This is a genomic window from Proteiniclasticum ruminis, from assembly GCF_900115135.1.
GTDB classification, from domain to species: domain Bacteria; phylum Bacillota; class Clostridia; order Clostridiales; family Clostridiaceae; genus Proteiniclasticum; species Proteiniclasticum ruminis_A.
In genome coordinates this window covers 650,088-675,585 of sequence record NZ_FOVK01000001.1, presented here as the reverse complement: position 1 = coordinate 675,585, position 25,498 = coordinate 650,088, and the positions used below count along the sequence as shown (strand labels likewise).

Annotated in this window: 24 protein-coding genes; all 24 read left to right on the top strand. The window is 41.5% G+C overall.

What is annotated here, in order from left to right:
- The first annotated feature begins 23 nt into the window (after positions 1–23).
- Positions 24–347, top strand: a complete 324-nt coding sequence (locus BM243_RS03175) for a hypothetical protein (RefSeq protein ID WP_074910224.1) — start codon at positions 24–26, stop codon at positions 345–347.
- 325 nt (positions 348–672) lie between these two features.
- The gene (locus BM243_RS03170) at positions 673–1,944 is read left to right on the top strand and encodes a carboxylate--amine ligase (protein ID WP_143093529.1); all 1,272 of its coding nucleotides are present in this window, start codon (positions 673–675) and stop codon (positions 1,942–1,944) included.
- 41 nt (positions 1,945–1,985) lie between these two features.
- The gene (locus tag BM243_RS03165; RefSeq protein WP_074910218.1) at positions 1,986–3,008 is read left to right on the top strand and encodes a lipid II:glycine glycyltransferase FemX; all 1,023 of its coding nucleotides are present in this window, start codon (positions 1,986–1,988) and stop codon (positions 3,006–3,008) included.
- A 167-nt stretch (positions 3,009–3,175) separates the two neighbouring features.
- Complete coding sequence (gene ruvA / locus BM243_RS03160; protein ID WP_074910215.1) at positions 3,176–3,769, top strand: Holliday junction branch migration protein RuvA; 594 nt, start codon at positions 3,176–3,178, stop codon at positions 3,767–3,769.
- 10 nt (positions 3,770–3,779) lie between these two features.
- Complete coding sequence (ruvB, locus tag BM243_RS03155; RefSeq protein WP_074910212.1) at positions 3,780–4,799, top strand: Holliday junction branch migration DNA helicase RuvB; 1,020 nt, start codon at positions 3,780–3,782, stop codon at positions 4,797–4,799.
- A gap of 15 nt (positions 4,800–4,814) precedes the next feature.
- Positions 4,815–5,843 (top strand): tRNA preQ1(34) S-adenosylmethionine ribosyltransferase-isomerase QueA, encoded by a 1,029-nt coding sequence (queA, locus tag BM243_RS03150; RefSeq protein ID WP_074910209.1) that lies wholly within the window; start codon positions 4,815–4,817, stop codon positions 5,841–5,843.
- 13 nt (positions 5,844–5,856) lie between these two features.
- Positions 5,857–7,002 carry a tRNA guanosine(34) transglycosylase Tgt gene (tgt, locus tag BM243_RS03145; protein ID WP_074910207.1) on the top strand — a complete coding sequence of 382 codons (1,146 nt, stop codon included), beginning with the start codon at positions 5,857–5,859 and terminating at the stop codon, positions 7,000–7,002.
- 96 nt (positions 7,003–7,098) lie between these two features.
- The gene (gene yajC, locus BM243_RS03140) at positions 7,099–7,371 is read left to right on the top strand and encodes a preprotein translocase subunit YajC (RefSeq protein WP_074910203.1); all 273 of its coding nucleotides are present in this window, start codon (positions 7,099–7,101) and stop codon (positions 7,369–7,371) included.
- Positions 7,372–7,487: 116 nt separating this feature from the next.
- Positions 7,488–9,599, top strand: a complete 2,112-nt coding sequence (locus BM243_RS03135) for a protein translocase subunit SecDF (protein WP_074910200.1) — start codon at positions 7,488–7,490, stop codon at positions 9,597–9,599.
- 147 nt (positions 9,600–9,746) lie between these two features.
- Entirely contained in the window at positions 9,747–10,505 is a 759-nt protein-coding gene (locus tag BM243_RS03130) for a single-stranded-DNA-specific exonuclease RecJ family protein (protein ID WP_074910197.1), read from the top strand.
- A gap of 21 nt (positions 10,506–10,526) precedes the next feature.
- Complete coding sequence (locus BM243_RS03125; RefSeq protein WP_074910193.1) at positions 10,527–11,045, top strand: adenine phosphoribosyltransferase; 519 nt, start codon at positions 10,527–10,529, stop codon at positions 11,043–11,045.
- Between the two features lie 94 nt (positions 11,046–11,139).
- Positions 11,140–13,344, top strand: coding sequence for a RelA/SpoT family protein (locus BM243_RS03120; RefSeq protein ID WP_074910190.1), 2,205 nt, complete (start codon positions 11,140–11,142; stop codon positions 13,342–13,344).
- A gap of 8 nt (positions 13,345–13,352) precedes the next feature.
- Complete coding sequence (gene dtd, locus BM243_RS03115; protein ID WP_074910187.1) at positions 13,353–13,802, top strand: D-aminoacyl-tRNA deacylase; 450 nt, start codon at positions 13,353–13,355, stop codon at positions 13,800–13,802.
- Between the two features lie 12 nt (positions 13,803–13,814).
- Positions 13,815–14,414: an MBL fold metallo-hydrolase gene (locus BM243_RS03110; protein ID WP_074910185.1), complete on the top strand. Its 600-nt coding sequence runs from the start codon at positions 13,815–13,817 to the stop codon at positions 14,412–14,414.
- 9 nt (positions 14,415–14,423) lie between these two features.
- Complete coding sequence (hemZ, locus tag BM243_RS03105; RefSeq protein ID WP_177213446.1) at positions 14,424–15,845, top strand: coproporphyrinogen dehydrogenase HemZ; 1,422 nt, start codon at positions 14,424–14,426, stop codon at positions 15,843–15,845.
- 5 nt (positions 15,846–15,850) lie between these two features.
- Positions 15,851–17,107: a histidine--tRNA ligase gene (gene hisS / locus BM243_RS03100; RefSeq protein ID WP_074910181.1), complete on the top strand. Its 1,257-nt coding sequence runs from the start codon at positions 15,851–15,853 to the stop codon at positions 17,105–17,107.
- On the top strand, positions 17,107–18,897 hold the full coding sequence (gene aspS / locus BM243_RS03095) for an aspartate--tRNA ligase (RefSeq protein WP_074910178.1): 1,791 nt from the start codon (positions 17,107–17,109) through the stop codon (positions 18,895–18,897). Before hisS ends, aspS begins: the two co-directional genes overlap by 1 nt.
- 195 nt (positions 18,898–19,092) lie before the next feature.
- Positions 19,093–20,571: a histidine ammonia-lyase gene (hutH, locus tag BM243_RS03090; RefSeq protein WP_074910175.1), complete on the top strand. Its 1,479-nt coding sequence runs from the start codon at positions 19,093–19,095 to the stop codon at positions 20,569–20,571.
- Between the two features lie 118 nt (positions 20,572–20,689).
- Positions 20,690–21,337 carry a cyclodeaminase/cyclohydrolase family protein gene (locus BM243_RS03085; RefSeq protein ID WP_074910173.1) on the top strand — a complete coding sequence of 216 codons (648 nt, stop codon included), beginning with the start codon at positions 20,690–20,692 and terminating at the stop codon, positions 21,335–21,337.
- Between the two features lie 128 nt (positions 21,338–21,465).
- On the top strand, positions 21,466–21,909 hold the full coding sequence (locus tag BM243_RS03080; protein WP_074910170.1) for a Dps family protein: 444 nt from the start codon (positions 21,466–21,468) through the stop codon (positions 21,907–21,909).
- 117 nt (positions 21,910–22,026) lie between these two features.
- A complete protein-coding gene (locus tag BM243_RS03075; protein WP_074910168.1) occupies positions 22,027–22,470 on the top strand; it encodes a Dps family protein in 444 nt (147 codons plus the stop codon).
- Positions 22,471–22,599: 129 nt separating this feature from the next.
- Positions 22,600–23,694, top strand: coding sequence for a redox-regulated ATPase YchF (gene ychF, locus BM243_RS03070; protein ID WP_074910165.1), 1,095 nt, complete (start codon positions 22,600–22,602; stop codon positions 23,692–23,694).
- 113 nt (positions 23,695–23,807) lie between these two features.
- Entirely contained in the window at positions 23,808–25,205 is a 1,398-nt protein-coding gene (locus BM243_RS03065; protein WP_074910163.1) for a CPBP family glutamic-type intramembrane protease, read from the top strand.
- Positions 25,202–25,492, top strand: a complete 291-nt coding sequence (locus BM243_RS03060) for a DUF503 domain-containing protein (RefSeq protein ID WP_074910921.1) — start codon at positions 25,202–25,204, stop codon at positions 25,490–25,492. The genes BM243_RS03065 and BM243_RS03060 overlap by 4 nt, the downstream gene beginning before the upstream one ends.
- Positions 25,493–25,498: the final 6 nt, after the last annotated feature.

Here is a 25,498-nt window from a genome sequence, read left to right as displayed (position 1 = left end):
GAAAACTGAGGGAGAAGATGAAAATGAGAGGACAGAGTTTAGTAGGGTTTCTGATAAGCATTGTGATAATTTTCTTTGTAATATCTTTTGCCATTACCTTGTTGCCTTACATACTGTTGGGGTTTGGTATTTGGTATATCTATAGGCGGCTTATACGTCCGCTTTTCTCTGGAACCACTGGAGAGAGCTATAAACGAAAAGAAGAGAATTATTATCGGAGTTATTCAGAAGCAACGGTAAAGGAGGAAGAACCTCCAGTGACTCAGGTCAAAAGTGTCCATGATGATACATTTTTTAAACAAGACCACAAAGTGGTTGATGTTGATTATGATGAAGAAACAAAATAGGTTCATTTTAGAGCACTTCACCAATAATTTGGTTGATTTCCTTTAGGATTAATTGTAGATGACAATACTGTCTGAATATTAATGGGTTCCTGCTTGCCAGCGGGAACCCATTTTCCGTAGGAAGACTCTCAGATTTGTCGGTACTATGACCCGGTGAGAGGTACTTCCCTAGGAGTATTCTGAGATGGATTGACTTTAAATTAGAAAAGCTTCAAGATTTTTCACTTCACTCAAAAGATCATAAGGTCTATAATGAATGATGCTTTCCTAATGTTTGCGAAAGACCAACCCAATGGTATAATATGTAAATTGAATACAATAATTATTGATATCATCAAAGAGAACTGAAAGTGAGGATTCTACTATGATAGAGAGTGTATTTTTCCAACCTGTTATCATCGGTACAGATTTGAATACGTATGGAGTCGCAAGAGCTTTTCATATGGCTTATGGAAGCATCAGCAAAGTTTTTGGAACTAGAAAGCTGCTTATGGTTGATCATTCAAAAATTTGCGATGTGACAGAAGTGCCGAACTTTTCGAATGATAACATCATGGTTAAAACACTGGTGGATTATGCAGTCGAAAACTCCAAAAAGAAGCTTATTTTGTTCGCTGCAAGTGAACAGTATGTTTTTAGGATTTTAAGCAATTACAATGAGTTGAGCAAATACTACGTAATTCCTTACACGGATGCAGACCAAGGGATTTTTCTGTCAAATAAGATGAATTTTTATGAATTATGCGAGAAGTATGGCCTGGATTATCCCAAGGCAGAAATGATTGATTCTAGGGACTATTCAGAACACAAATCAGAGCTTTCTTTCCCTGTCGTCTTGAAACCAGCGGAGAGCAGCGATTATTTTGATCTCAAATTTGAAGGCAAAGAAAAAGCGTATATTCTCGAAGATGCAGATTCTCTGAATAAAGCACTCAGTTCAGTATATGGAGCGGGTTATAAACACAACATGATACTGCAGGAATATGTGTATGGGGATGTGACAAATGAGTATGTCATGAATGTCTACTCAGACAGTCAAGGGAAAGTGAGACTTATGTCACTTGGAAGAATCGCCATTGAGGATCCGGATCCTGTAATGAGAGGGAATTATGTGGCAATCATCAGTCCTGAAATGAATGAGGATGTCCAGATGCTTTATCGTAAAATAAAGCACTTCCTTGAAAGTATCAACTATACTGGATTATCGAATTTTGATTTTAAACTTGACGCGTCAGATGGCAAATTCAAAGTGTTTGAGATTAACATGCGTCAAGGCAGAAGCAGTTTTTTTTCAACTCTTGCAGGAGCCAATATTGCTGTGCCAATTGTGGAAGATCTTGTGATGAAGAAACCTGTTGAAAGCATCATCTATGGAGACAAGAATTTTTTATGGATGAATTGCTTTTCTAGTAATGTATATAAGATGCTTGAAAGAACCGATTTAGAACTGTTTCATAAAGCTAAAAAAATCGAAAATAGAGGAACAACATTGTTTTACGAAAAAGATTTATCATTACAAAGAAGATGGGTGATATTCAGATATTTTTCTTTGTATAAAAAATCGCTAATAAAGAATTTGGAAAGAAAACTGAGCTAGATTTTGATGTAATGAATGTTAGGATGAAAGTGAGGACAGAGATGCCGGTATTAGATTTGAACAATGATATTATGGTGAAAAAATATGAGAACTATGTGAAAGAAAGTCCCTATGGGCATATGCTCCAGTCAATGGGGTGGAAAGAAGTGAAAAACAATTGGGATGCAGATTATGTTTTTCTTGAAGATGATAACGGAGAAATCCGGGCGGCTTTATCCATATTATCAGTGAAAAATGATGGGGAAAATGCATTTATGTATGCACCAAGAGGTCCCGTATGTGATTTTTATGATATAGAAACTGTTCAGGAGCTCATAAAGGAAGCGATACCTGTTGTAAAAAAACGCAATGGTTTTTTTCTGAGAATGGACCCTGAAGTGTTACAAGATAATGAGTTAGTGGAGAAGTACCGCGGTTTAGGATATGCTTTCCGTTCCAATGAACAGGAGAATATTAAAGTGTTTACAAATCCAAAGCATAACATGATTTTAGATTTGGAGGACATAAGTGAAGAGGAGGTCATGAAGCTTTTTTCAAGCAATCAACGTACAAAAATCAGAAAAACCTATAAGAATGGGTTGAGTACCCGGATCATTAGAGTCTCTGATTTAATATTTGAAGAAGCTTTGGACCGATTTTACAGTTTAACCGTAGACATGTCCAAAAGGCAGGGGATTCTTTATCGGCCTAAAGAGTACTTTGTAAGATTGATGAACGGTTATAGTGATGCGTGTATTTTTGAAACATTTGATGATGAAAATGAGGTTCTTTCAACTTGTATAGTAGTTTCATACAATAAAAAGTCTTTTTATATTTATGCTGCAAGCTCCAATAACAAACGCAACTTGAATGCAAGCATTCAGATGAATTATGAAGCTATCCTTTATGCAATAAGGAACGGATCCAAGCAATACGATATGGGCGGAATTTTTGACTTCGAACCATCAAATGGACTATTTATGTTTAAATATAATTTTTGTGGTGTTAATGGTCATAAAGAGTTCATTGGTGAGCTTGACGTGGTTTTCAATGAGGAGCTTTATTCAGCTTTCAATGGTAAATAACATACACTTGTTTTTGAATAATAGGCTTGGAGGAGTCGTTGCCGAGTGATCCATCCACTTGGCAACGATTTATTTCATGTCTCGAAGATTGGAATTGGTAGATCATCTGATTTATATTTCAATAGAATCATGATAAGATAGTAAAGAAATTATGTGGAGGAATGAGAATGTACGATTATGTTAGAGGCAGATTTGTCGGTATTTTTAAAGACTATGTGACCGTGGAAAACAGTGGAATAGGATACAAGATTTTCACTTCAGGGTATACCATGGCGATGATGCCTCAAACCAATGAGGAAGTGACCTTATTTCTTACACAGATTGTCCGGGAAGATTTTATTGGCTTATATGGATTTTCCACAAGAGAGGAGCTGGAACTGTTCTTAATCCTTATCACAATAAACGGAGTGGGAGCGAAAGCTGCATTATCACTTCTTTCTGCCAGTGCTCCGGAGAATCTGAAGTATGCCATAGTGCATGAAAATGAGTCTCTTCTGATGAAAGCACCTGGGATTGGCAAGAAGATTGCTCAACGTCTCATACTCGAATTAAAAGGAAAAATCCATATTGAAGATCTGTCTTCCTTGGATGAAGATCAGAAGAAACAAGCAATATCAGATAATATTGCAAATGAAGCACTGGCGGCGCTAATGACGTTGGGATATTCTGAACGTGAAGCAAATAAAGCGCTGGAAGAAATCAATGGGGAGCAGAGCATTGAAAATGTATTAAAGGATGCCCTGAAATATCTGATGAATTAGGAGAGAGAAAATGAATGAACGCGTGATAACCTCTGAGTTCATGGAGGAGGATATAGTAAACGAATATTCCTTAAGACCGTTAAAACTCTCGGAATATATCGGACAGGATAAGGTCAAAGATAATCTGAAGGTTTTTATTAAAGCGGCGCAATTAAGAGAGGAATCTCTGGATCATGTAATTCTTCATGGACCGCCCGGACTTGGAAAAACAACGTTAGCGAATATCATTGCCAGGGAAATGGGAGGGACCTTAAAAATCACATCTGGTCCTGCCATCGAAAAAGCTGGGGATCTCGCATCGATCCTGACAACACTTACAGACAAAGATGTGCTCTTTATCGATGAAATACACCGTCTGTCCAGAACTGTGGAAGAGATTCTTTACCCGGCCATGGAAGATTACTCCTTGGATATTGTCATTGGAAAAGGTGCTCAGGCGAAGTCCATCCGACTGGATTTAGCAAGATTTACGCTGATTGGAGCAACCACACGGATTGGTCTTCTGACCTCACCGCTTCGGGACCGTTTTGGCGTTCAGCTTTCCATGGAGTATTACAGCAACGAAGAACTCAAGGAGATTATAGTAAGAAGTGCCAGGATACTGGATTTTGAGATCAGTGATGAAGGAGCGCTCTCCATCGCGAGACGTTCCAGAGGAACACCAAGAATTGCAAACAGGCTCTTGAAGCGGGTACGGGATTTTTCTCAGGTGAAAGGTGAGAACATCATTACAGACGAAACTGCTGAAATGGCACTGAAGCTATTAGATGTGGATGATGAAGGATTTGACCGTATAGACCGTAAAATCCTGGAAGCCATGGTGCACCATTTCAACGGTGGTCCGGTTGGAGCGGAAACTCTGTCATTTTTTATCGGAGAAGAAGTAGACACCATCGTGGATGTATACGAACCTTATCTTCTCCAGAAGGGATTTATCATGAGAACACCACGAGGCCGTGTGGTGACCGATAAGACCTATGAACACCTTGGGGTAAAAAAAGATCAAAGCGGCCAACAAAGTTTACTGTAGAAATGAGGAAAAAAGTTGAAAGTTGAAGATTTTTATTTTGATTTGCCTGAAGAGCTTATAGCGCAACATCCTTTGGAGAAGAGAGACTCATCCAGACTGCTGGTTCTGGACAAGAAAACGGGTGAGATCAACCATCAGCATTTTGGGGATCTGCCTGACTTTTTGAAAAAAGGTGATGTTCTCGTTCTCAACGACACCAGGGTAATTCCGGCAAGGCTTCTTGGAGTCAAGGAAGATACAGAAGGGAAAATAGAGTTCTTGCTTCTGAACAGAAAGATGCTGGATACCTATGAGTGCTTAGCCAAACCAGGAAAGAGAGCACGCAAAGGTGCCAAGTTCATTTTTGGAGAGGGGCTTCTTACGGCTGAAGTTGTGGACGTTCTTGAGAATGGCAACAGAATCGTAAAATTCTCCTATGACGGTGTATTCGAAGAAATTCTGGACCGTTTAGGGGAGATGCCTCTTCCACCCTACATTAAAGAGAAACTGGAAGACAGAGAAAGATATCAGACGGTTTATTCCAGAGAAGAGGGGTCTGCGGCAGCGCCTACAGCTGGATTGCATTTTACGAAAGAGCTTTTGGATAAGCTTCAAAGCATGGGAGTGCAGACAGCTTTCTTAACACTTCACGTGGGGCTGGGCACATTCCGGCCAGTGAAGGTTGAGTCTGTGGAAAACCATGATATGCATGAAGAGTTCTATAGTCTCGATGCAAAGAATGCGGAAATCATCAACAATGCCAAAAATGAAGGCAGAAGAATTATTTCTGTAGGTACCACATCCACAAGAACCCTGGAAACCATCGCAGATGAAAAAGGATTTGTACGTGAAGCCTCCGGATATACAAAGATCTTTATCTATCCGGGTTATCGTTTCAAATGTGTGGACTGCCTCATTACGAACTTCCATCTGCCTGAGTCCACACTGATTATGCTGGTCTCTGCTTTAGCGGGTCAGGAAAATGTAATGAGAGCTTATAGGACTGCTGTAAAAGAGAAATATCGGTTCTTTAGTTTTGGAGATTCGATGTTGATAAAGGAATAAGGTGAACGGATAAATGTACACATTGTTAAAAACTGAGAAAAGAGCGCGAAGAGGGCGGTTCGAAACGCCTCACGGAACGATAGAAACACCTGTATTTATGAATGTAGGAACTCTAGCGGTAATCAAAGGTGCTGTTTCTTCCATGGATCTTAAAGAAATAGGGTGTCAGGTAGAGCTGAGCAATACCTACCACCTTCACCTCAGACCAGGGGATAAGCTGGTGAGAAAGATGGGGGGTATCCATAAGTTTATGAACTGGGATAGACCCATTCTGACTGATTCAGGGGGATTCCAGGTCTTTTCACTGGCAAAGATCCGAAAGATCAAAGAGGACGGTGTTACCTTCAACTCCCATATTGATGGAAGTTCCATCTTCATGGGGCCAGAAGAGTCTATGAGAATCCAGTCGAATTTGGCTTCTACTATAGCCATGGCATTTGATGAATGCATTGAACTGCCTGCAGAACGGCAGTATGTGGAAAAATCAGTGGAAAGAACCACAAGATGGCTTGTCCGTTCAAAAAATGAACTGGACCGTCTGAATGCAAAAGAGGATACAATCAATAAGAAGCAGATGTTATTTGGCATAAATCAAGGTGGTACTTATGAAGATATCCGAATTGCTCATGCCAAGGAAATTTCGAAAATGGATCTGGATGGCTATGCCATCGGTGGTCTTGCAGTAGGGGAAACTCACGAGGAAATGTATCGGATTCTGGATGTGGTAGTTCCTCATCTGCCTCAAGACAAACCCATTTATCTTATGGGGGTTGGTACACCTGAAAACATACTGGAGTCCGTGGAAAGAGGCGTGGATTTCTTTGACTGTGTTCTTCCTGCACGAAACGGAAGGCACGGACATGTATTCACATCCAGGGGTAAAATCAATCTGAACAACAAGCGCTTCGAGATGGATGAGAAGCCAATTGATGAAGGGTGTGAGTGTCCAGCATGCAAGCATTATACAAGAAGCTACATCAGACATCTTTTTAAAGCGAAAGAAATGCTGGCTTTGAGGCTTTGTGTGCTTCATAATCTTTATTTCTACAATAAGCTCATGGAAGATATCCGGAAAGCACTGGATGAGGACAGATTTCATGAATTTAAAGAGAATAAACTTTCGGAGTGGTCCAGAGGACAAGAACCTGTCGAAAAATAGAAATAATCAGAGTTTATTGAAGAACTTTACCTGAATATCTTTCTTATTCATACAAAATTCACTATAATAGTAGTATTAAACATTGGAGGCTTAATTATGGATATCGTAAGACAATTACTCCCCATCATTCTCATGCTTGGTTTGATGTATTTCATGCTCTTTCTTCCAGAAAAGAAAAGAAAGGCAGCGTTCACCAAGATGATCAGTGAACTGAAGATCAATGATGAGGTAACAACACGAGGCGGCATCATCGGAAAAATTGTGAAACTGGATGAAGAGGCCATTACTTTGGAGACAGGTTCAGACAGAACAAAGATCAAATTCTCCAAGAATGCTGTTGCGTCAGTTCGTACAGAGGTTGCTGAATAATACCTGGGACAAGGTGAAAACATAAAGTCAGAAAAGGGCAGCGTTTCGCCTGCCCTTTGATTTTGATTAAACACAGCTAAAATATGGTTCTATTAGAAATCGGAGGTAAATTCACGATGAAAAGAAAAGGCAGTATATCTTTATTTGTCATTATTTTAGTCTTATTATCATTCCTTTCCTTTACTGCTGTAGAGGGGCTTACGGTGGGAGGCTACCGTTTTAAATCCTTTGGTGAGGTCATCAATCGAGGGCTGGATCTTCAAGGTGGAGTCTCAGTGGTGATGGAAGTTCAGGCAGAGAAACTCACACAAGAGGAGCTTTCTTCCATTAAGACACTTCTGGACCTTAGAGTGAATAAAATTGGTGTGAGTGAAACAGTTTCTACAACCGAAGGAGAAAAACGTGTCAGAATTGATATTCCTGGGGTTTACAATTCCAGCGATATCGTTACAAATCTTCAGACAACAGGAGAACTGACATTTAAAGATCCTGAGGGCAATGTAATACTCACAGGTAGTGATGTGCAGTCTGCATCCGGTATGCTGGACTCCAACAGCCAGCCCGTGGTATCTCTCATATTGAATGAAGTTGGTGCAGAAAAGTTTGAAAAAGCAACTACAGAATTTAGAGGAAAGCAGATTTCCATTAATATGGATGGTGAACAGCTATCTAATCCAATGGTAAACGACGTGATCAGTGGTGGTCAGGCGGTTATCACAGGAATGAGCTCCGTAGCGGAAGCTCAGAATCTAGCAGGAATCATCAACTCTGGAGCTCTTCCATACCCAGTTAAAGCCATTGAGGTGAAGACTGTTGGTGCAAGCCTTGGAGCAGGTGTTATGGGGGATGTTCTTACTGCATCAATCATTGGTATTTCACTGATTGTGCTGTTCATGCTGATAAGGTACAGAAGACCAGGTTTCCTTGCTTCTGTAGCACTAGGTTTCTATGTATGGCTTCTGTTATTCGTGTTCTATGGCATCGATGCTACACTTTCATTATCTGGTATCGCGGGGTTCCTCCTTACCATCGGTATGGCTGTGGATGCCAATGTTCTGATCTTTGAGCGAATCAGAGAAGAACTGGTCGTTACAAATGACATTCCAAAAGCGATAAAATCTGGATTCAGCAATGCCATGAGCTCCATCATTGACTCTAATATCACCACAATCATTGCAGGTCTGGTTCTTTACTATATTGGATCTGGTGCAGTGAAGGGATTTGCATTGACCTTAATGATTGGTATCGTGATATCCATGTTCTCAGCACTTGTGATTACAAGAAGACTGCTTTGGATGGGAGTTTCCATGGGATTCCTCACAAAGCCTGAACACTTTGGTGTTTCATCCAACCCAGCGCAAAAAAAGAAAAGAGACTTCATTGCTTTGGCAAAATACTGGAGAGTCATATCTGCTGCTGTAATGGCCATTGGTATCTTCTTCACTGCAACCCAAGGGTTGAACTTAGGCCTGGATTTTGCAGGTGGAACAAGACTGGTGATGGAAATTGGACAAGAGTTTGACAAGACGGAAATTGATGAAATTGTCAAAACTTACGATGACAAAGCTCAGACACAGGTTGTGGACAATACTCAGATTGAAGTGAGAAGCCAGGCTCTTTCTACAGAGACCATTGATGAGCTGATTGAAGAGATTCAGGAAAAGTACTCTTTAAAAGAAGACAGCATTATTACACTGGATGAGATTGGCGCTTCCGTTGGGCGAGAACTGACAGAAGGTGGAGTGAAGGCGGTCGTTATTGCCGCAGCGTTGATGCTTTTGTATATTTCTTTCAGATTCAAGAAAAATTATGGATTTGCAGCAATCCTTGCGTTGGTTCATGATATCTTCTTCCTGATTGCAATCTATGCTGTAGCTAGGATTTCTGTGAATACACCGTTTATTGCGGCGGTTCTCACTATTTTGGGATACTCCATCAATGATACAATAGTTGTTTTTGACAGAGTCAGAGAAAACAAGAAGCTTCACCCAGGGTTATCCAATAAGGAGATCATCAATCTCTCCTTGAGTGAATCCTTCTCCAGATCCGTAGGTACACTTCTGACAACGCTCTTTACAATTCTGTCTGTTGCGATATTTGTGCCTCAGATCAGAGATTTTGCCCTGCCAATATCTATTGGCGTCATGGTCGGCGGATTGTCTACCTTCTTTGTTGCATCCCCATTCTGGATCAGCTTGGAAGATAGAGCACATAAGATCAAAAAATAGAGATAAAAGCGAGAAAATTTTAGGCAGATATGAGAAAGGTCACTTCTCCAAGTGACCTTTCTTCAATCCCAAAGGTTTCTGTTCTTCATTGTGAAGAGCTGGTTTTTGTATTATAATAATAGTTGTTTCATTAGGTGAGGGATGCATATGGTGAGTACGTATCTTAGGGCAATATTTCGCGGTCCTGAAAATGTAAGTTCTGTGAGATATACCCATAAGGCAATTTTAAGAATCATGGAGGCTGTGAACAGCCGTGAAAAAATCATCATATACGGCAAAGGAAACCGTGAGGGAATCTGCAGCATAGCAATGCTGATTCTGGTGCTCCGGTACTTTAATGCAGACTTTGACTATTTCCTGATTCCGCAAGGAGGAAATCGTGAGAGTCTCATTAGTGATGTCAAAACTCATCTCAATTTTTACAATCCTGGTGTTATGCTTTCACTGGACCGATCGTTCACAGAAAAAGTGCATACAACACTCAAGGATTCGGGGAAAGATTTTGTCACATTGGGTCATGGAGATGGTATTGTGGAGTACAGCTTCGAAATTTTTGAAGCCACATTGATGAAAAATGTCTTTGCTTTTGCAAAGGATCTGTCCATGAACTATGACACAAGAAATATATACAGATATACAGATCTAGTTTATTTAGGTTCTGATGACAATAATGAGGATGATGAACTTCTGAAAATGGGACTAAACAGACTTCGTGTATCTACGAATTATGGAATCCGTTCTATTAAAAACATGGCAGATGGAGGAGATACGGTTATTAAGGATCTTCTGACACCGAAGGATAATCCCTGGTCCATGGTAGACAATGCAAGAATCATCATCGAACTGCTGACTACAGAAGATATTCATCGTGCAGAGCAGATAGCCAAATACTTAATCAACAGTTGAGAAAACCTATGGAGGGTTATTATGGATTTTAAAGAAAAGATTGCAATCATCCCGAATTTTCCTAAGGAAGGGATCAGTTTTAAAGATATCACACCGCTCATTGGCGACGGAAAAGCCTTTCAGGAACTGATAGATACCATGGCAAAGAAACTTAAGGAGCTGAAGGTGGATTATATCGCAGGTCCTGAGGCCAGAGGATTTATTTTTGGAGTGCCCCTTGCCTATGCGCTGGGTGTTGGATTCATTCCCATCAGAAAACCAGGAAAGCTGCCTCAAGAAACTGTTTCCATCACGTATGATCTGGAATATGGCACAGACACTTTGGAGATTCATAAAAATGCCTTTAAGAAAGGGGACCGAGTAGCACTTGTAGACGATCTGCTTGCTACAGGAGGAACAATTTCTGCATGCGCAAAGCTTATTGAACTGGCTGGAGGGGAAGTTGCCTCCATTGATTTCATGATAGAACTTACAGAACTGAGAGGCAGAGACAAACTGGAAGGATACCATGTTGAATCCATGGTACAGTACGACATTTAGTACAAGAAGTAAATACATACTCTAATAGGCTGGTTTCGTACCAGCCTATGCCATATTTCAAAGTATAAGAATTCTGTAGAAATGAGGAAGAAATATGCTCTACGATTTAATGAAGAAAATTGATAAAGCGGGCAATATCAATAAGGAACTGGTCATAAAAGCATATAATCTGGCTTCTGAAGCACATGGTGACCAGAGAAGAATCTCTGGAGAGCCTTATGTGACTCATCCCGTTGAGGTGGCTTCCATTCTTGTGGATATGGGAATGGATACCAACACCGTGGTGGCCGGGCTTCTTCATGATGTCATCGAGGATACCAAGTACACCTTTGACGAGATTGCCGAACTGTTCAGTGTTGAGATTGCTGAGCTCGTGGATGGTGTGACGAAACTCGGTAAGATCAAGTATAAATCCAAGGAAGAGGAACAGGCAGATAATGTCAGAAAGATGCTCCTTGCCATGGCAAAGGACATTAGAGTCATTCTGATTAAGCTTGCAGACCGCTTGCATAATATGAGAACGCTCCGATATATGCAGCCAGACAAACAGCGGGAGAAATCAAAAGAAACGTTCGATATTTACGCGCCCCTTGCCCATCGTTTGGGTATGTTCAGAATCAAGTGGGAACTTGAAGATCTGGCTTTCCGCTACATGTATCCTACAGAGTATTATGACCTGGTGAATCAGATCGCTGAAAAACGAAAAGAGCGTGAAGCATACATCAATATGATCATGGACGATATTGTGGGTAAACTCAAGAGCGCCAGCATTGAATGTGACATTGATGGAAGACCAAAACATTTCTATTCCATTTATAAAAAGATGATGGCTCAGAATAAGAACATCGATCAGATTTTTGATCTTACGGCGATTCGCGTTCTTGTGGATTCTATCAAAGACTGTTACGCGGCACTGGGCATAGTGCATACAATTTATAAACCAATTCCAGGCCGTTTTAAAGATTACATAGCCATGCCTAAGCCCAACATGTATCAGAGTCTCCATACGACTGTAATCGGGCCTCAAGGAAAGCCTTTTGAGATCCAGATCAGAACCTATGAAATGCATAGGGTTGCAGAATATGGTATCGCAGCTCATTGGAAGTATAAAGAAACGGGTTCCTCGAAAGAAGCACCCAAAGACACCATGGACCAGAAACTGATCTGGGTGCGCGACATGCTGGAATGGCAAAAAGAGACATCCGATGCGGAAGAATTCATGGAAGCATTCAAGATTGATTTGTTTGGTGATGAGATATTTGTTTTCACACCAAAAGGAGAAGTGATCAATCTGCCCTTCAGAGCTACACCCATAGACTTTGCATACCGGATCCATACGGATGTCGGAAACCGTACCATCGGCGCAAAAGTCAATGGAAATATGGTGACATTGGACTACAAACTGGCTACGGGCGAAATTGTGGAAATCATCACTTCATCCAAGCCGAAAGGGCCCAATATAGACTGGTTGAATATTGCCACTTCCAATCAGGCGAAAACAAAAATCAAAGCGTGGTTCAAGAAAGAAAAAAGAGAAGAGAACATTCAGCGTGGAAAAGAACTTCTTGAAAAAGAGGCGAAGAAACAGGATCGTAATTTTGCGGATATCGCTAAAGGAGAGATGCTGGATAAGCTGATTCGAAGATATCATGGCAACAATATGGACGATCTTTACGTTGTCGTAGGTGCCAGTCAGGTGCTTCCATCCACCATCGTTACAGCGCTCAAGGATTTCCTGGAAGAGGAAAAAAAGGCGAAAATCAACGAAGACAACAGACTCTCGCTTCTTGAAGCAGAAAAAATGATCGATGCACAGAAGAAAAAAGAGAAAGCGAAGAAGAAGTCCTATTTTGGTGTAGTTGTTGCCGGTATGAGCAATGTACAGGTTCGCTTTGCAAAGTGCTGTAATCCGGTTCCGGGTGATCAGATCATTGGATTTATCACAAACTTCAGGGGAATCAGTATACACCGAAGTGACTGTGCGAATATCGATGCCATCAAGAATGACAAAACCCATAGAATCGTGGAAGTATCATGGGAAAAAGAAAGTCAGGAGCTCTACAGCGCGCGTGTTCAGATCCATGCTCTGGATAGACCGAACCTGGTTTCGGACATCATCGCTCTGATTAATGAGCTGAAGATTCCATTGAATGCCATGAATGTGGAAACCAGAAAAGATGCATCCGTTATGATTCATCTGTCTCTTTTGATTCGAGACATCAATCTGCTGGAAGAATGCCTGAAGAGACTAAGAAAGCTCTCAAGCGTTGTGGATGCTTTTAGAATAGGAAATGTGTAGGTGATGAAATGCGTGCAGTAATCCAAAGAGTTCTTGCATCAGAAGTTCTGGTGGAAGAACATCGTGTTGGAAAAATTGGAAAAGGGTTCAATGTCCTGGTGGGTATCAAAGATGATGATACGGAAGAGGATATGAAGTATATTCTTGAGAAGATCAAGGGCCTTCGTGTCTTTGAGGATGCTGAAGGGAAGATGAATCTATCGCTTCAGGAAGTTGGTGGACAAATACTCCTTATTTCTCAGTTTACTTTGTATGGGGATGCGAGGAAGGGAAGAAGACCAAGTTTTATTCAAGCAGCTAAAGGTGAGGATGCCGAAGGGATCTATCATAAAATGATCCATCACCTTAGAGAAAGCGGCTATACAGTTGAAACTGGAGTCTTTGGCGCAGAAATGAAGGTTCTTATTGAAAATGACGGACCAGTAACCATTCTTCTTGACAGCAGAAAGACCTTTTAGGAAGGAGATCACATGTTAGTTAAAAAAACCGTTTTAGGCGTTTACCAGGAAAATGCATATATTATTGTAGATGACACCACGAGGGATGCCCTGATCATCGATCCAGGTGATGAGGGGGAGTCCCTTGTGAGATATCTGGAAAGCCTGAAAATAAACTTGAAGGCGATTCTTCTCACTCACGGCCATGTGGACCATGTAGGTGCTGTAGATGCTGTAAGAGAGGCGTTCTCAGTACCGGTCTATATCAGTGAAATAGATATGAAATTCATTGAGCAAAGAAAAATGGCTTTCGGAAAAATGAAAAGAGCCGACTCCTTCTTAAGAGAAGGAGATGAGTTCATCTTTGCGGGAAAAAAAGTGGAGATCATTGAAACACCCGGCCACAGCAGGGGAAGCTTAAGCTATTATGTGGATGGGCTTCTATTTTCTGGCGATGTGCTTTTTCAGAACTCCGTTGGCAGAACGGATCTACCAGGAGGAAATATGGAGGAGCTCCTTTATTCCATAAAGGAAAAGCTGATGAAGCTTCCTGGGGAAACGAGAGTCTTCCCTGGACATGGACCTGAAACCACCCTTGCTATGGAAAAAGCGTTCAATGGATATCTCAGATAGGTGACGATGATGATTCATGTGAAAAGCAACAACAGTCTCAGGTATCATGTTTATCACATGGTTACACTGTTTTACCCTGCCTCTCAGATTCAGTATCTGGATGAGGATGACACAAAAGATGGGGATATTGAAGTATTTGTCTCGGGAGAAACCTTAAGAATTAAGTTTTTTGAGGAAGAAGAGTCCTTCGCCTATCCGGATGAAACATTAAACATCATGAGAAGAGCTCTATTCAAAAGGCTCCGGAGTAAAACTGGAAAGCACTTGCCTTGGGGAATTCTCATCGGCATAAGACCCTCAAAAATAATTAGAGAGCTCATAGAGAAAGGATACTCTAAAGAACGCATTGTGGAAGAAATGACAAAAGAGTACTTGGCAGATGAGGATAAGATTCTCCTTGCCTATGAAGTTGCTCTTAAGGAATCAGAAGTTCTTCCTAGTGTGGATATGAAGGATTCCTGCGATATCTATATCGGTATGCCTTTCTGTCCCTCCAGATGTGTGTACTGCTCTTTCGCTTCCAATGTGTATCATGGAAATCGGTATAAGGATCTGTATCTTGAGCTTCTAAAGAAGGAAATGCAGCAGATCTCAGCATATCTCAAAGAACAGAAAATTACGGTACAGCATATATACTTTGGGGGTGGTACGCCCACTGCGGTATCAGATGAGGAATTTGAAGAGGTTATGGAGTCTATCGATGCGCTGTTCTTAAGCATACATCCGGTCCGGGAGTTTACTGTGGAAGCTGGAAGAGTAGACAGTATCACAGAGAAAAAGCTTCAGAGCATGAAAAACCACCATACCACAAGAATATCCATCAATCCTCAGAGTATGAAGGATGAAACGCTTAGAATCATAGGAAGAAACCACAATCGTGAGAAAGTGCTTTCAGTTTTTGGGATGGCCAGGGATATGGGGTTTGATCATATTAATATGGATCTAATTCTTGGTCTCCCGGGAGAAACTTTCATGGATGTGGAAAACACACTGGCTGATCTTGAAATGCTGAGACCAGAAAGTATTACTGTGCATGGACTGGCAATTAAGAGGGCTTCGGCTCTATATGAAGATTTCATTCTTGAGAAGAAGTATCAGCTTCCTCAGCAGGAAGAAATGAACCGAATGTATGCTGCAACGGATCGTTGTGCAAGAAAAATGGGTTTGAAACCCTACTACATGTACCGCCAGAAAAATATGGTGGGAAATCATGAAAATGTTGGCTATGCAAGGGAAGGCTTTGAAAATTATTACAATATGGTCATGATTGAAGAGGTGAAGACCATCATCGCCATGGGCGCGGACGGCGTAACCAAGAAGGTGAAGGATGGGAAAATCGAACGTTTTGCAAACTTCAAAGGCCTGAATGATTATACAGAAAGATTTGAGGAAATGATGGAGAAAAAACTTCAGTTCCTCCAAAAGGAGTGATATTTATGGATCTGCAAGCGCCAAAGGGTACAAAAGATATGCTTCCAATGGATGCATATAAATGGCATTATATCGAAGAGCACCTGAAAGGGATTGCACATACCTACGGGTTCCGTGAAATCCGTACACCGATGTTTGAAAGCACGGAGCTCTTTACAAGAGGAGTAGGTGAAACTACAGATGTAGTGCAAAAAGAGATGTATACATTCCAGGACAAAGGAGACAGAAGCATTACGCTGAAGGCGGAAGGGACTGCTCCTGCGGTTCGTGCTTTTGTTGAATCGTCTATGTATGCGGATGCTCAACCGACAAAATTGTATTATTTCACACCTGTGTTCAGGTATGAGAATGTTCAAAAGGGCAGACTCCGTCAGCACCACCAGTTTGGAGTCGAACTTTTCGGAAGTAAGGAACCATCTGCTGATGCCGAGGTTATTTCCATTGCCATGAGAGCCTTTGAAGAGCTGGGCATCAAAGGATTGACCCTAAAGATCAACTCCATTGGTCATCCTGAGTGCAGAAAAGAGTACAACACACTGCTGAAGGACTATCTGACCCCTCACTATGAAGATTTATGCACAGTATGTCAGGATAGATTTCATAAAAATCCCATGAGAATTCTGGACTGTAAAGAAAAAAGCTGTCAGCTTCTTGTGAAAGAAGCTCCGCTGATCCTGGATCACGTATGTGAGGAGTGCGGCAATCACTTTGAACAGCTGAAAAGCTATCTTGAATCCATGGGTATTGCCTATGAAGTGGATAAGGGGATTGTCCGGGGGCTGGATTATTACTCCAAGACAGTTTTTGAGATAGTGAATAAAGACATTACTGTATGTGGCGGAGGAAGATACGACTATCTCATTGAAGAGATTGGTGGACCTTCTATGCCGGCCGTTGGCTTTGGGCTTGGGCTGGAGAGGCTTCTGATGACCTTGGAGGATGAAGGTATCGTAATTCCAGAACCTCTTAGACTGGATGTGTTTATTGCCTCCATGGGTCCAGAAGAAAGCCTAAAAGCAGCTTCAGTGGCTCATGATCTCAGAAGCAGAGGATTAAAGGCTGATATTGATCATATGGGCAAAAAACTGAAAGCGCAGATGAAATATGCCAATAAGATCGGAGCTCGTTTCACGATGATACTTGGTGAAGAAGAGCTTTCTAACAACAAAGCATCACTTAAAAACATGGAAAATGGTGAACAGGTAGAAGTGCCGCTGACACCTGAGGCAATTGAAGAGATAATCATGAGGAGTGGATCATAATGGGAGAAATGTTAGGTCAATTAAGAAGAACCCATATGGCAGGTCATGTGAATGAGAGCCTGATCGGGCAGGAAATCATCGTAACAGGCTGGGTATCTAAAAGAAGAAATTTAGGAGCTCTTATTTTCTGTGATGTACGTGACCGCGAAGGAATCCTTCAGGTGGTCTTCCGTGAAGAAGCAGCCAAGGAAGCCTATGAAAAAGCGGATCTACTGAGAACAGAGTATTGCATTCTGGTCAGAGGTGTAGTGGAGAGAAGAGAGTCTGTCAATGACAGCATTCCCACTGGACAAGTGGAACTGATCGCCAAAGAGCTGAAGATACTTTCTGAATCTGAGACCCCGCCCATCTACATCAAGGAAAATCTCGATGCTTCGGAGCATATCCGTCTGAAGTACAGATATCTTGATTTGAGAAGACCAGACATGCAGAAAATATTCAAGATCAGAAGTAAAGCGTATATCTCTATCCGTAACTTCATGGACCAGGAAGGTTTCCTGGAAGTGGAAACGCCGATACTCAACAAGAGTACACCAGAAGGCGCAAGAGACTACCTGGTTCCTTCTAGAAATTATCCTGGAACCTTCTATGCTTTACCACAGAGTCCTCAGATATTCAAGCAGCTTCTCATGGTGTCTGGTTTTGATAAGTACTTTCAGATTGCCAAGTGTTTTAGAGATGAAGATTTGAGAGCCAACAGACAGCCTGAGTTTACTCAGATTGACATCGAAATGAGTTTTGTTGGAGTTGAAGATGTGATTGCACTGAATGAAAGACTGGTGCAAAGAGTCTTTAAAGAAGTACTGGATAAAGAAGTGGTGATCCCATTTGAGAGGCTCACGTACAAAGATGCCATGGAGCGGTTTGGATCTGACAAGCCAGATCTCAGATTCGGCATGGAACTGAAAGATCTGTCTGATATTGTACGGGACACTGAGTTTGTTGTATTTAGAAATGCACTGGATGCCAATGGAAGTGTCAGAGCCATCACACTAAGCGGTGGAGCTTCCATGGGAAGAAAAGACATTGACAGACTGGGTGAGTTTGTAAAGACCTATAGAGCGAAGGGGCTGGCTTATATCCAGCTGAAGGAAGAAGGGGTTAAAACAGCACTTTCAAAATTCCTTTCAGAAGATGAAATCACCTCAATCATTGACAGAGCGGAAGCTAAGACAGGAGATCTTATCCTTATCGTTGCAGACAAAGACGAAGTTGTTTTCCAATCCCTGGGGGCATTGAGACTGGATCTTGCAAAGAAATATGGCCTGCTTGAGGGGACAGAGGAGTTTAAGTTTGCCTGGGTCACAGAGTTCCCGCTTCTCGAAAGAGATGAAGAGGCTGGAAGATTTGTAGCCCTGCACCACCCATTCACAAGCCCTATGGAAGAGGATCTGCATTTATTGGATACAGATCCAGGAAAAGCCCGTGCGAAAGCCTATGATATGGTCCTCAATGGAGAAGAGCTGGGTGGCGGTTCCATCAGAATTCATGACAGCAAGCTTCAAGAAAAAATGTTCTCCTTATTAGGATTTACCCAGGAACAGGCTTGGGCTCGTTTTGGGTTCTTACTGGAAGCATTCAAATATGGTCCACCACCACACGGTGGATTGGCCTTTGGCATGGATAGACTGGTGATGTTCCTTGCAGGAACCGAAAATATCAAGGATGTAATTGCGTTCCCTAAGAATCAGAATGCATTTGATCCGATGTCCGAAGCCCCTAACGTAGTGGACGAGGTTCAGCTCCAGGAACTGGGGATTGAAATCTCAAAAATATCAGCACAGGAATAAATTGCAAAGAGTAGAGGAGCCACACCGCTTCCTCTGCTCTTTTTTACTGTGAGATATCAGATTTTGAATATTCGGATAATATTTTATGGGTTTGAGAATTGATAGATGAATTATTGCACTATTTCCATCAGATTGTTAAAGCTCTATGGAAATATAAACGGTTTCATATTATGATGGGAGTATGGGAGGTGGAAGATGATTATTATAGAAAATGGAACATTGACACTGGAGGATTTTATCCATGTCACAAGAGAGAGAGAAGAGGTTTCGCTGAGTGCGGATACTAGAAACCGTATCCTACATTCAAGAGAAGTGCTGGAGAAAGCCGCTGAAGGCACTCAGGCAGTTTATGGTGTTAATACAGGGTTTGGTAAGTTTTCTGAAGTTAAAATCAGTGTGAACGAACTGAAGGACCTTCAGCGTAACCTCATCGTATCTCATGCATGTGGTGTCGGTCATCCGATGAAAACAGAAGAGGTGCGAGGTGTGATGCTCCTTCGGGTTAATGCACTGGCGCGCGGGTTTTCAGGAATCAGGCTGGAAACCGTTGAAACTCTTCTTGAAATGCTGAACAAGAGGGTACACCCTGTGATTCCGGAGAAGGGATCTTTAGGAGCATCCGGAGATCTGGCACCCCTGGCACACATGGTGCTCACACTGATTGGAGAAGGGATGGCTGAGTACAATGGGAAAATCATGCCATCAAGAGAGGCGATGGATCTTGCAGGAATCCATCCTGTAGTGCTGGAAGCGAAGGAAGGTCTTGCGCTTATTAACGGAACCCAAGCTCTGACTTCCATCGGAGCACATGCTTTCTATGATGCTGAAAGAGCATTGAAGACAGCTAATCATACAGCTGCCCTGACCATGGAGGCACTGCGGGGAATTACCACAGCCTTTGATGAGAGACTGCATGTAGTTCGAGGCCACAAAGGTCAAGTTGAGATATCAAAGGAAATTCTGAGAATACTGAAAGGTTCAACTCTTGTAACAAAGCAGAATGATATTCGTGTCCAGGATGCATATTCCATCCGGTGCATTCCTCAAGTTCATGGTGCAATTTTAGATACCTTGGAGTTTGCAAGGGAAAAGATAGAAGTAGAGCTGAATGCGGTAACAGATAATCCCATTGTGCTCAGTGAAGATGAAATCTATTCTGGAGGGAACTTTCATGGCGAACCCATGGCCCTTATTTTTGATTACCTTGCCATCGCTGTCAGTGAGCTGGCGAATATTTCTGAAAGAAGGCTGGAAAGACTTGTGAATTATCAGCTCAATGATCTGCCCGCATTTTTAGCTCCTTCTGGAGGCCTGCACTCTGGTTTTATGATTCCGCAATATACAGCAGCCGCTTTGGTATCTGAAAATAAAGTGCTCTCACATCCAGCTTCTGTAGACTCGATTCCTTCCTCAGCAAATCAGGAGGATCATGTGTCCATGGGAAATACTGCGGCAAGAAAACTGCGGGAAATCGTTGAGAATACTAGAAGAGTTCTTGCCATTGAAGCATTTGCCGCCTGTCAGGCCATTGATTTCAGGCATGGTTATACACTTGGGGAAGGCACAGCAGTGATCTACAAGAAAATCAGAGGCGCTGTACCTTTCCTGGAAAAAGATGTGATTATGCATGAGGAAATGAATAAAGTCTATGAGGTTTTGAATACAGTACTGTAACAAAAATAGATAAAAATACTACTTTATGTTAATATTATGATAATGTTCCATTAATATCAGGAAATGCAGATGATTTTAACAGGAGGAAGTACTACAATAATAGATAAGAGGTGATTTTGTGTTAAGAGAATTATCCATCAATGATTTTACAAAAGTGCTCGGAGAAGGAAAACCAACACCTGGCGGTGGTGCGGCAGCGGCATTGAGCGCATCTCTTGCAGCGGCACTTACTTCTATGGTTTTTAATCTGACCATTGACAAGAAAGTGTCGAAGGATTATCCGGAATCGGTCGTTCATGCGATGAAAGAAGCCCGCGAAAGAACAGATGCGTTTAGAGAAAAGTATCTGAAACTTATGCAGGAAGATGCCAGTGCATTTGATGAGCTTATGGATGCATTTTCCATGGCTAAAACAACTGATGAGGAGAAATCGCTTCGTAAAGAAGCAATCGACCACTCTAAAGTGAAAGTGCTGGAGATTCCAAAAGAGCTGGTCCAGGAATCCTTTGCGATGTATGATGCATTGAAGATTGCCACAGAGTTTGGAAACAAAAATGCGATTTCCGATGCAGGTGTCGCAGCGATTCTTATTCACAGTGCCATTGAGGGGGCGGCACTCAATGTGTTCATCAACTTGGCCGGATCTGAGGTCAATGATGAAAATATCAGAATGAAAGAAGAAACAGACGATATTGTTGAAAAATCAAAGAACCTTAAAGAGGATATCGTTGCCGTGGTCATTGATAAAATATATGGTCGTCAATAATTGTTATACTTTGTTTACGAAAAATCTATGGAAAGCTCTTGCAAATTGATAAAGGTTCGTGTATTATAAAGATAACAAATTAATAATCGTTATAAATTAGAAACTGTTCTAATTATTGGAGGTAAATTATGGCAAAAGCAAAATTAGAAACCAAACTGAATCAGTATGTTGCAGATCTTACAGTAATGTACACAAAGCTGCACAATGTACATTGGTATGTAGAAGGAAGACAATTTCACGCAATGCATGAACTGTTTGAAATGTATTATGACAAGGTAACCGAAGACATGGATGTGGTTGCAGAGAGAATGCTTCAGCTTGACTTCAAACCCGTAGCTACACTGAAAGGTGCACTGGAAATCGCAAAGATTGAAGAAAGAGGAGAAGAGTTTGGAAAGGATCTTGATTTTGTTGAGATCGTAAGAAAAGACTTTGAATACCTTCTTGGTCTTACACTCGAAGTTAAGGAAGAGGCAGACAAGGCTGGAGATGATCCAACTGTGGACATCATGAATGAGTTTACTGCTTATTATCAGAAACAGCTTTGGATGATTAAGGCTACATTAGCTTAATATGACCAGCCCCCTGAGCGGGGGCTTTCTAATTACAACATATGTAAAATATGAAGTAATTGCACATGAGCACTTCGAACAGATTATCGTAACTGTAGAGTAATGGAGGAATAAATAATGGCAAAAACAAATTTGGAAACAAAACTGAATCAGTATGTTGCAGATCTTACAGTGATGTACACAAAGCTTCATAATGTACACTGGTATGTGACAGGAAAGCAGTTCCATAGAATGCACGAGCTTTTTGAGGGCTACTACAACAAAGTGACTGAAGATATGGATGAAGTGGCAGAAAGAATGCTTCAGCTTGGATATAAGCCTGTTGCATCTTTGAAGGGTGTTCTGGAGATTGCAAAGATTGAAGAACGTTCCGAAGAGTTTGGCAAAGACATTGAATTTGTAGAAGTTGTCAAGAAGGATTTTGAATACCTTCTGAACCTGACTCTGGAAGTTAAGGAAGAAGCAGAGAAGGCGGGAGATGATCCTACTGTTGATATTATGAATGAGTTTACAGCATATTATCAGAAAGAGCTCTGGATGCTGAATTCCACATTGGCATAGGAAGAGTTGTTACCCTGGCGCATCAGTTTTTACTGACCCGCCGGGGTTTTTCCTTTGTATTCTTGATTAATCACCTAATCATCTGTATAATTGACTAGATGTAATAGAGAAAAGTGAGGAAATAAGTTTATGAAATTAGGAATTGTAGGATTGCCCAATGTGGGAAAGAGTACTCTCTTCAATGCGATCACCAAGGCTGGTGTAGAAGCAGCAAATTATCCATTTGCAACAATTGAGCCTAACGTAGGGGTTGTAACTGTACCGGACGAAAGGCTTGATGCGCTGGAGAAGCTTTATAATTCAAAGAAAAAAGTGTATGCACATGTTGAATTTTATGACATTGCAGGGCTTGTAAAAGGAGCATCCCAGGGAGAAGGTTTGGGCAACAAGTTTCTCTCCCATATCCGAGAAGTGGAGTCCATCATTCATGTGGTGCGCTGCTTTGAAAATGATAATATTGTCCACGTGGAAGGTAATGTGGATCCAATAAGAGATATCGAAACCATAAATCTTGAACTGATTTTTTCCGATTTGGAAACATTGGAGAAGAGAATGGACAAGGCCATGAAACTGAAACGTTCTGGAGACAAAACTGCACAGGCGGAGTATGATCTCATGGAAAGAATCAAAGCGCATCTGGAAGCGGGTTTCCCAGTAAGAACTTTCGATGCCACTGAGGAAGAAGAGGAAGTGATCAGAGGACTGTTTCTTCTTACTTCAAAAAAAGTTCTGTATGCAGCGAATATTTCTGAAGAGGATCTGATGTCCGGGGAAGAGAATGATCTGGTCAAAAGAGTCCGGGAGTATATCAAAGACGAGAATGCAGGTCTTGTGACCATTTGTGCGAGACTGGAAGAAGAACTTTCAGGCCTTGAGGACGATGAAAAGCTCGAGATGCTTGCAGAGTACGGAATCAATGAGACTGGACTGGACAGGCTGATTAAGGAAAGCTACAGACTTCTGGGGCTTATGAGCTTTCTTACGGCAGGACCTCAGGAAATCCGTGCCTGGACCATTAAAGTTGGTACAAAGGCTCCTGTGGCGGCAGGAAAGATCCACTCTGATATCCAGAGAGGCTTTATCAGAGCTGAAGTCATCTCGTATGATGCTCTTATGGAATCCGGTTCTGAAGCCCACGCAAAGGAAAAGGGCTTATATAGAATAGAAGGAAAAGAATATGTGATGCGTGAAGGCGATGTGGTGAATTTCAGATTCAACGTCTAATATAGCGTATGGAAAACCTGTGTAGCAATACTCAGGTTTTTTTCTTATATTCAGATAGAACTCTATTTGATATACTGAAACTATAAGATAAAAAGATATGTGGAGGAACAATCATGACGGATTTTAGAAATATGAGCGTAACTAAATTTCTCCTGCTTCTATTTGGAATATTTTTTTCGTATATTCTGCTGGTGGTGATCGTGGGTGAATCTGGAGCACCTCAAAATTTGATTTATATCTTGCAGATTCTGTTTTATGTAGTGCTGTTCTTTGCCTTTTTTAGACGGGGGCTGACAAGTCAGGAGCAAAAAAAGGTGCTCACGAATGATAAAAAGACATTTTCACTGCCACTTATGGTGGCACCCTTTTTTATCGGAAGTCTGGTCAGTGTACTGTATGGACTGGTGATTCAGTTTTTATTCCCAAGACTCTTTGAATCTTATCTGGGAGCATCGGAATCGATAGAGCTGATGATAGAACAGGCAGGATATCTGCAGATGTTTATGATCTTTTTGGCCATTGTGGTGCTTGCGCCTATTGTGGAAGAAATTATATTTAGAGGGATTTTGTTCAATCTCCTTGCCAAAAGAAAAAGTACATTGTTTGCGATGGTTCTGTCGTCACTTATCTTTGGGTTCCTTCATGCGGAAACCATGGTACCTACTGCGGTGATTGGATTCGTTCTTTGCTTTATTTATCACAAGACTGGAAACTTGTATCTCGCCATGGGAGCCCATGCATTCAACAATTTCATCGCCTTTGTGATGCCTTTACTACTGGCGGGGGCCTCTGAAGCAAGTATACTGGTGAGTGTATTGGGAGTCCTGCTTCTTTTGGCCAATGGTGTTATTACCATTCTTTTTGTTCGGTATCTTATAAAGAACTGGGACAGCATCAGATTGAGAACCCCGTTTTTTAGGTTATCTCCAGATTTTGAAGGTGAGATTGACCATAGAGAGGAAGAGAAAGAGAAGGGAATTATTGATATCACAAAACACATCGTTCATGGAATGGCTGTTTACCCTGGAGACCCGGAAGTGGTAGTGGAAGAAAAAAACAGCATTTCCCAGGACGGGTTCTCTCTCAGGAAGTTGTCTCTAAGCACCCATTCGGGTACTCATATGGATTTTCCTGCACACTTCATCGAAAATGGTAAAACTGCAGATGATTTTGAACTGGAAAGGTTTTTTGGAGAGACGGCTGTGGTGTCAAGTTTTCACGATCCAATCCCTTATGGTGTGAAAAATATACTTTCAAAAGAAGGATATCTCACAGAAGACAGAGCGCAGTTGTTTATAAAAAACGGGGTTCATCTGATAGGTACAGTTCATGAATCCATCGAACAAGATTATCCATATCCATTGCATAAATTACTTCTGGAAAGTGATATAATAATTTTGGAGAATCTGGAACTGGGTCATGTGGAGCCTGGGATGTACAGAATGGTGGTTTTACCTCTGAAGATTGAGGGAGCGGAAGCCTCTCCATGCAGGGCGGTGCTTTTCAGATGATTCATGAAGGGGTGGCTGTGCTTACGTTTAGAGTCGCGTATGTCCATTCGTTGAAGGAAAAAAGAAGCATTGTTTCCAGTATGAAATCGAAGGTAAGATCAAAGTATAATGTTTCGGTGATAGAAGCAGATCATCAGGATGTGCACCAGAGTATTGTTTTAGCACTGTCGGTGATATCCACATCCAAAGATATGGTAGAGTCCACGTTACAAAATATCACAGAGTTTTTACTCCAGCAGTTCGATGTGGAGCTGATGGGGGAAGAATACTACAGAGAAAATTATTAGGAGGCA

What these genes read in the sequence shown, in the direction of transcription:
- BM243_RS03175 (WP_074910224.1), top strand. Translation starts at nt 24, where the DNA reads ATGAGAGGACAGAGTTTAGTAGGGTTTCTGATAAGCATTGTGATAATT.
- BM243_RS03165 (WP_074910218.1), top strand. Translation starts at nt 1,986, where the DNA reads ATGCCGGTATTAGATTTGAACAATGATATTATGGTGAAAAAATATGAG.
- ruvA (WP_074910215.1), top strand. Translation starts at nt 3,176, where the DNA reads ATGTACGATTATGTTAGAGGCAGATTTGTCGGTATTTTTAAAGACTAT.
- ruvB (WP_074910212.1), top strand. Translation starts at nt 3,780, where the DNA reads ATGAATGAACGCGTGATAACCTCTGAGTTCATGGAGGAGGATATAGTA.
- tgt (WP_074910207.1), top strand. Translation starts at nt 5,857, where the DNA reads ATGTACACATTGTTAAAAACTGAGAAAAGAGCGCGAAGAGGGCGGTTC.
- yajC (WP_074910203.1), top strand. Translation starts at nt 7,099, where the DNA reads ATGGATATCGTAAGACAATTACTCCCCATCATTCTCATGCTTGGTTTG.
- BM243_RS03135 (WP_074910200.1), top strand. Translation starts at nt 7,488, where the DNA reads ATGAAAAGAAAAGGCAGTATATCTTTATTTGTCATTATTTTAGTCTTA.
- BM243_RS03130 (WP_074910197.1), top strand. Translation starts at nt 9,747, where the DNA reads ATGGTGAGTACGTATCTTAGGGCAATATTTCGCGGTCCTGAAAATGTA.
- BM243_RS03125 (WP_074910193.1), top strand. Translation starts at nt 10,527, where the DNA reads ATGGATTTTAAAGAAAAGATTGCAATCATCCCGAATTTTCCTAAGGAA.
- BM243_RS03120 (WP_074910190.1), top strand. Translation starts at nt 11,140, where the DNA reads ATGCTCTACGATTTAATGAAGAAAATTGATAAAGCGGGCAATATCAAT.
- dtd (WP_074910187.1), top strand. Translation starts at nt 13,353, where the DNA reads ATGCGTGCAGTAATCCAAAGAGTTCTTGCATCAGAAGTTCTGGTGGAA.
- BM243_RS03110 (WP_074910185.1), top strand. Translation starts at nt 13,815, where the DNA reads ATGTTAGTTAAAAAAACCGTTTTAGGCGTTTACCAGGAAAATGCATAT.
- hemZ (WP_177213446.1), top strand. Translation starts at nt 14,424, where the DNA reads ATGATTCATGTGAAAAGCAACAACAGTCTCAGGTATCATGTTTATCAC.
- hisS (WP_074910181.1), top strand. Translation starts at nt 15,851, where the DNA reads ATGGATCTGCAAGCGCCAAAGGGTACAAAAGATATGCTTCCAATGGAT.
- aspS (WP_074910178.1), top strand. Translation starts at nt 17,107, where the DNA reads ATGGGAGAAATGTTAGGTCAATTAAGAAGAACCCATATGGCAGGTCAT.
- hutH (WP_074910175.1), top strand. Translation starts at nt 19,093, where the DNA reads ATGATTATTATAGAAAATGGAACATTGACACTGGAGGATTTTATCCAT.
- BM243_RS03080 (WP_074910170.1), top strand. Translation starts at nt 21,466, where the DNA reads ATGGCAAAAGCAAAATTAGAAACCAAACTGAATCAGTATGTTGCAGAT.
- BM243_RS03075 (WP_074910168.1), top strand. Translation starts at nt 22,027, where the DNA reads ATGGCAAAAACAAATTTGGAAACAAAACTGAATCAGTATGTTGCAGAT.
- ychF (WP_074910165.1), top strand. Translation starts at nt 22,600, where the DNA reads ATGAAATTAGGAATTGTAGGATTGCCCAATGTGGGAAAGAGTACTCTC.
- BM243_RS03065 (WP_074910163.1), top strand. Translation starts at nt 23,808, where the DNA reads ATGACGGATTTTAGAAATATGAGCGTAACTAAATTTCTCCTGCTTCTA.
- BM243_RS03060 (WP_074910921.1), top strand. Translation starts at nt 25,202, where the DNA reads ATGATTCATGAAGGGGTGGCTGTGCTTACGTTTAGAGTCGCGTATGTC.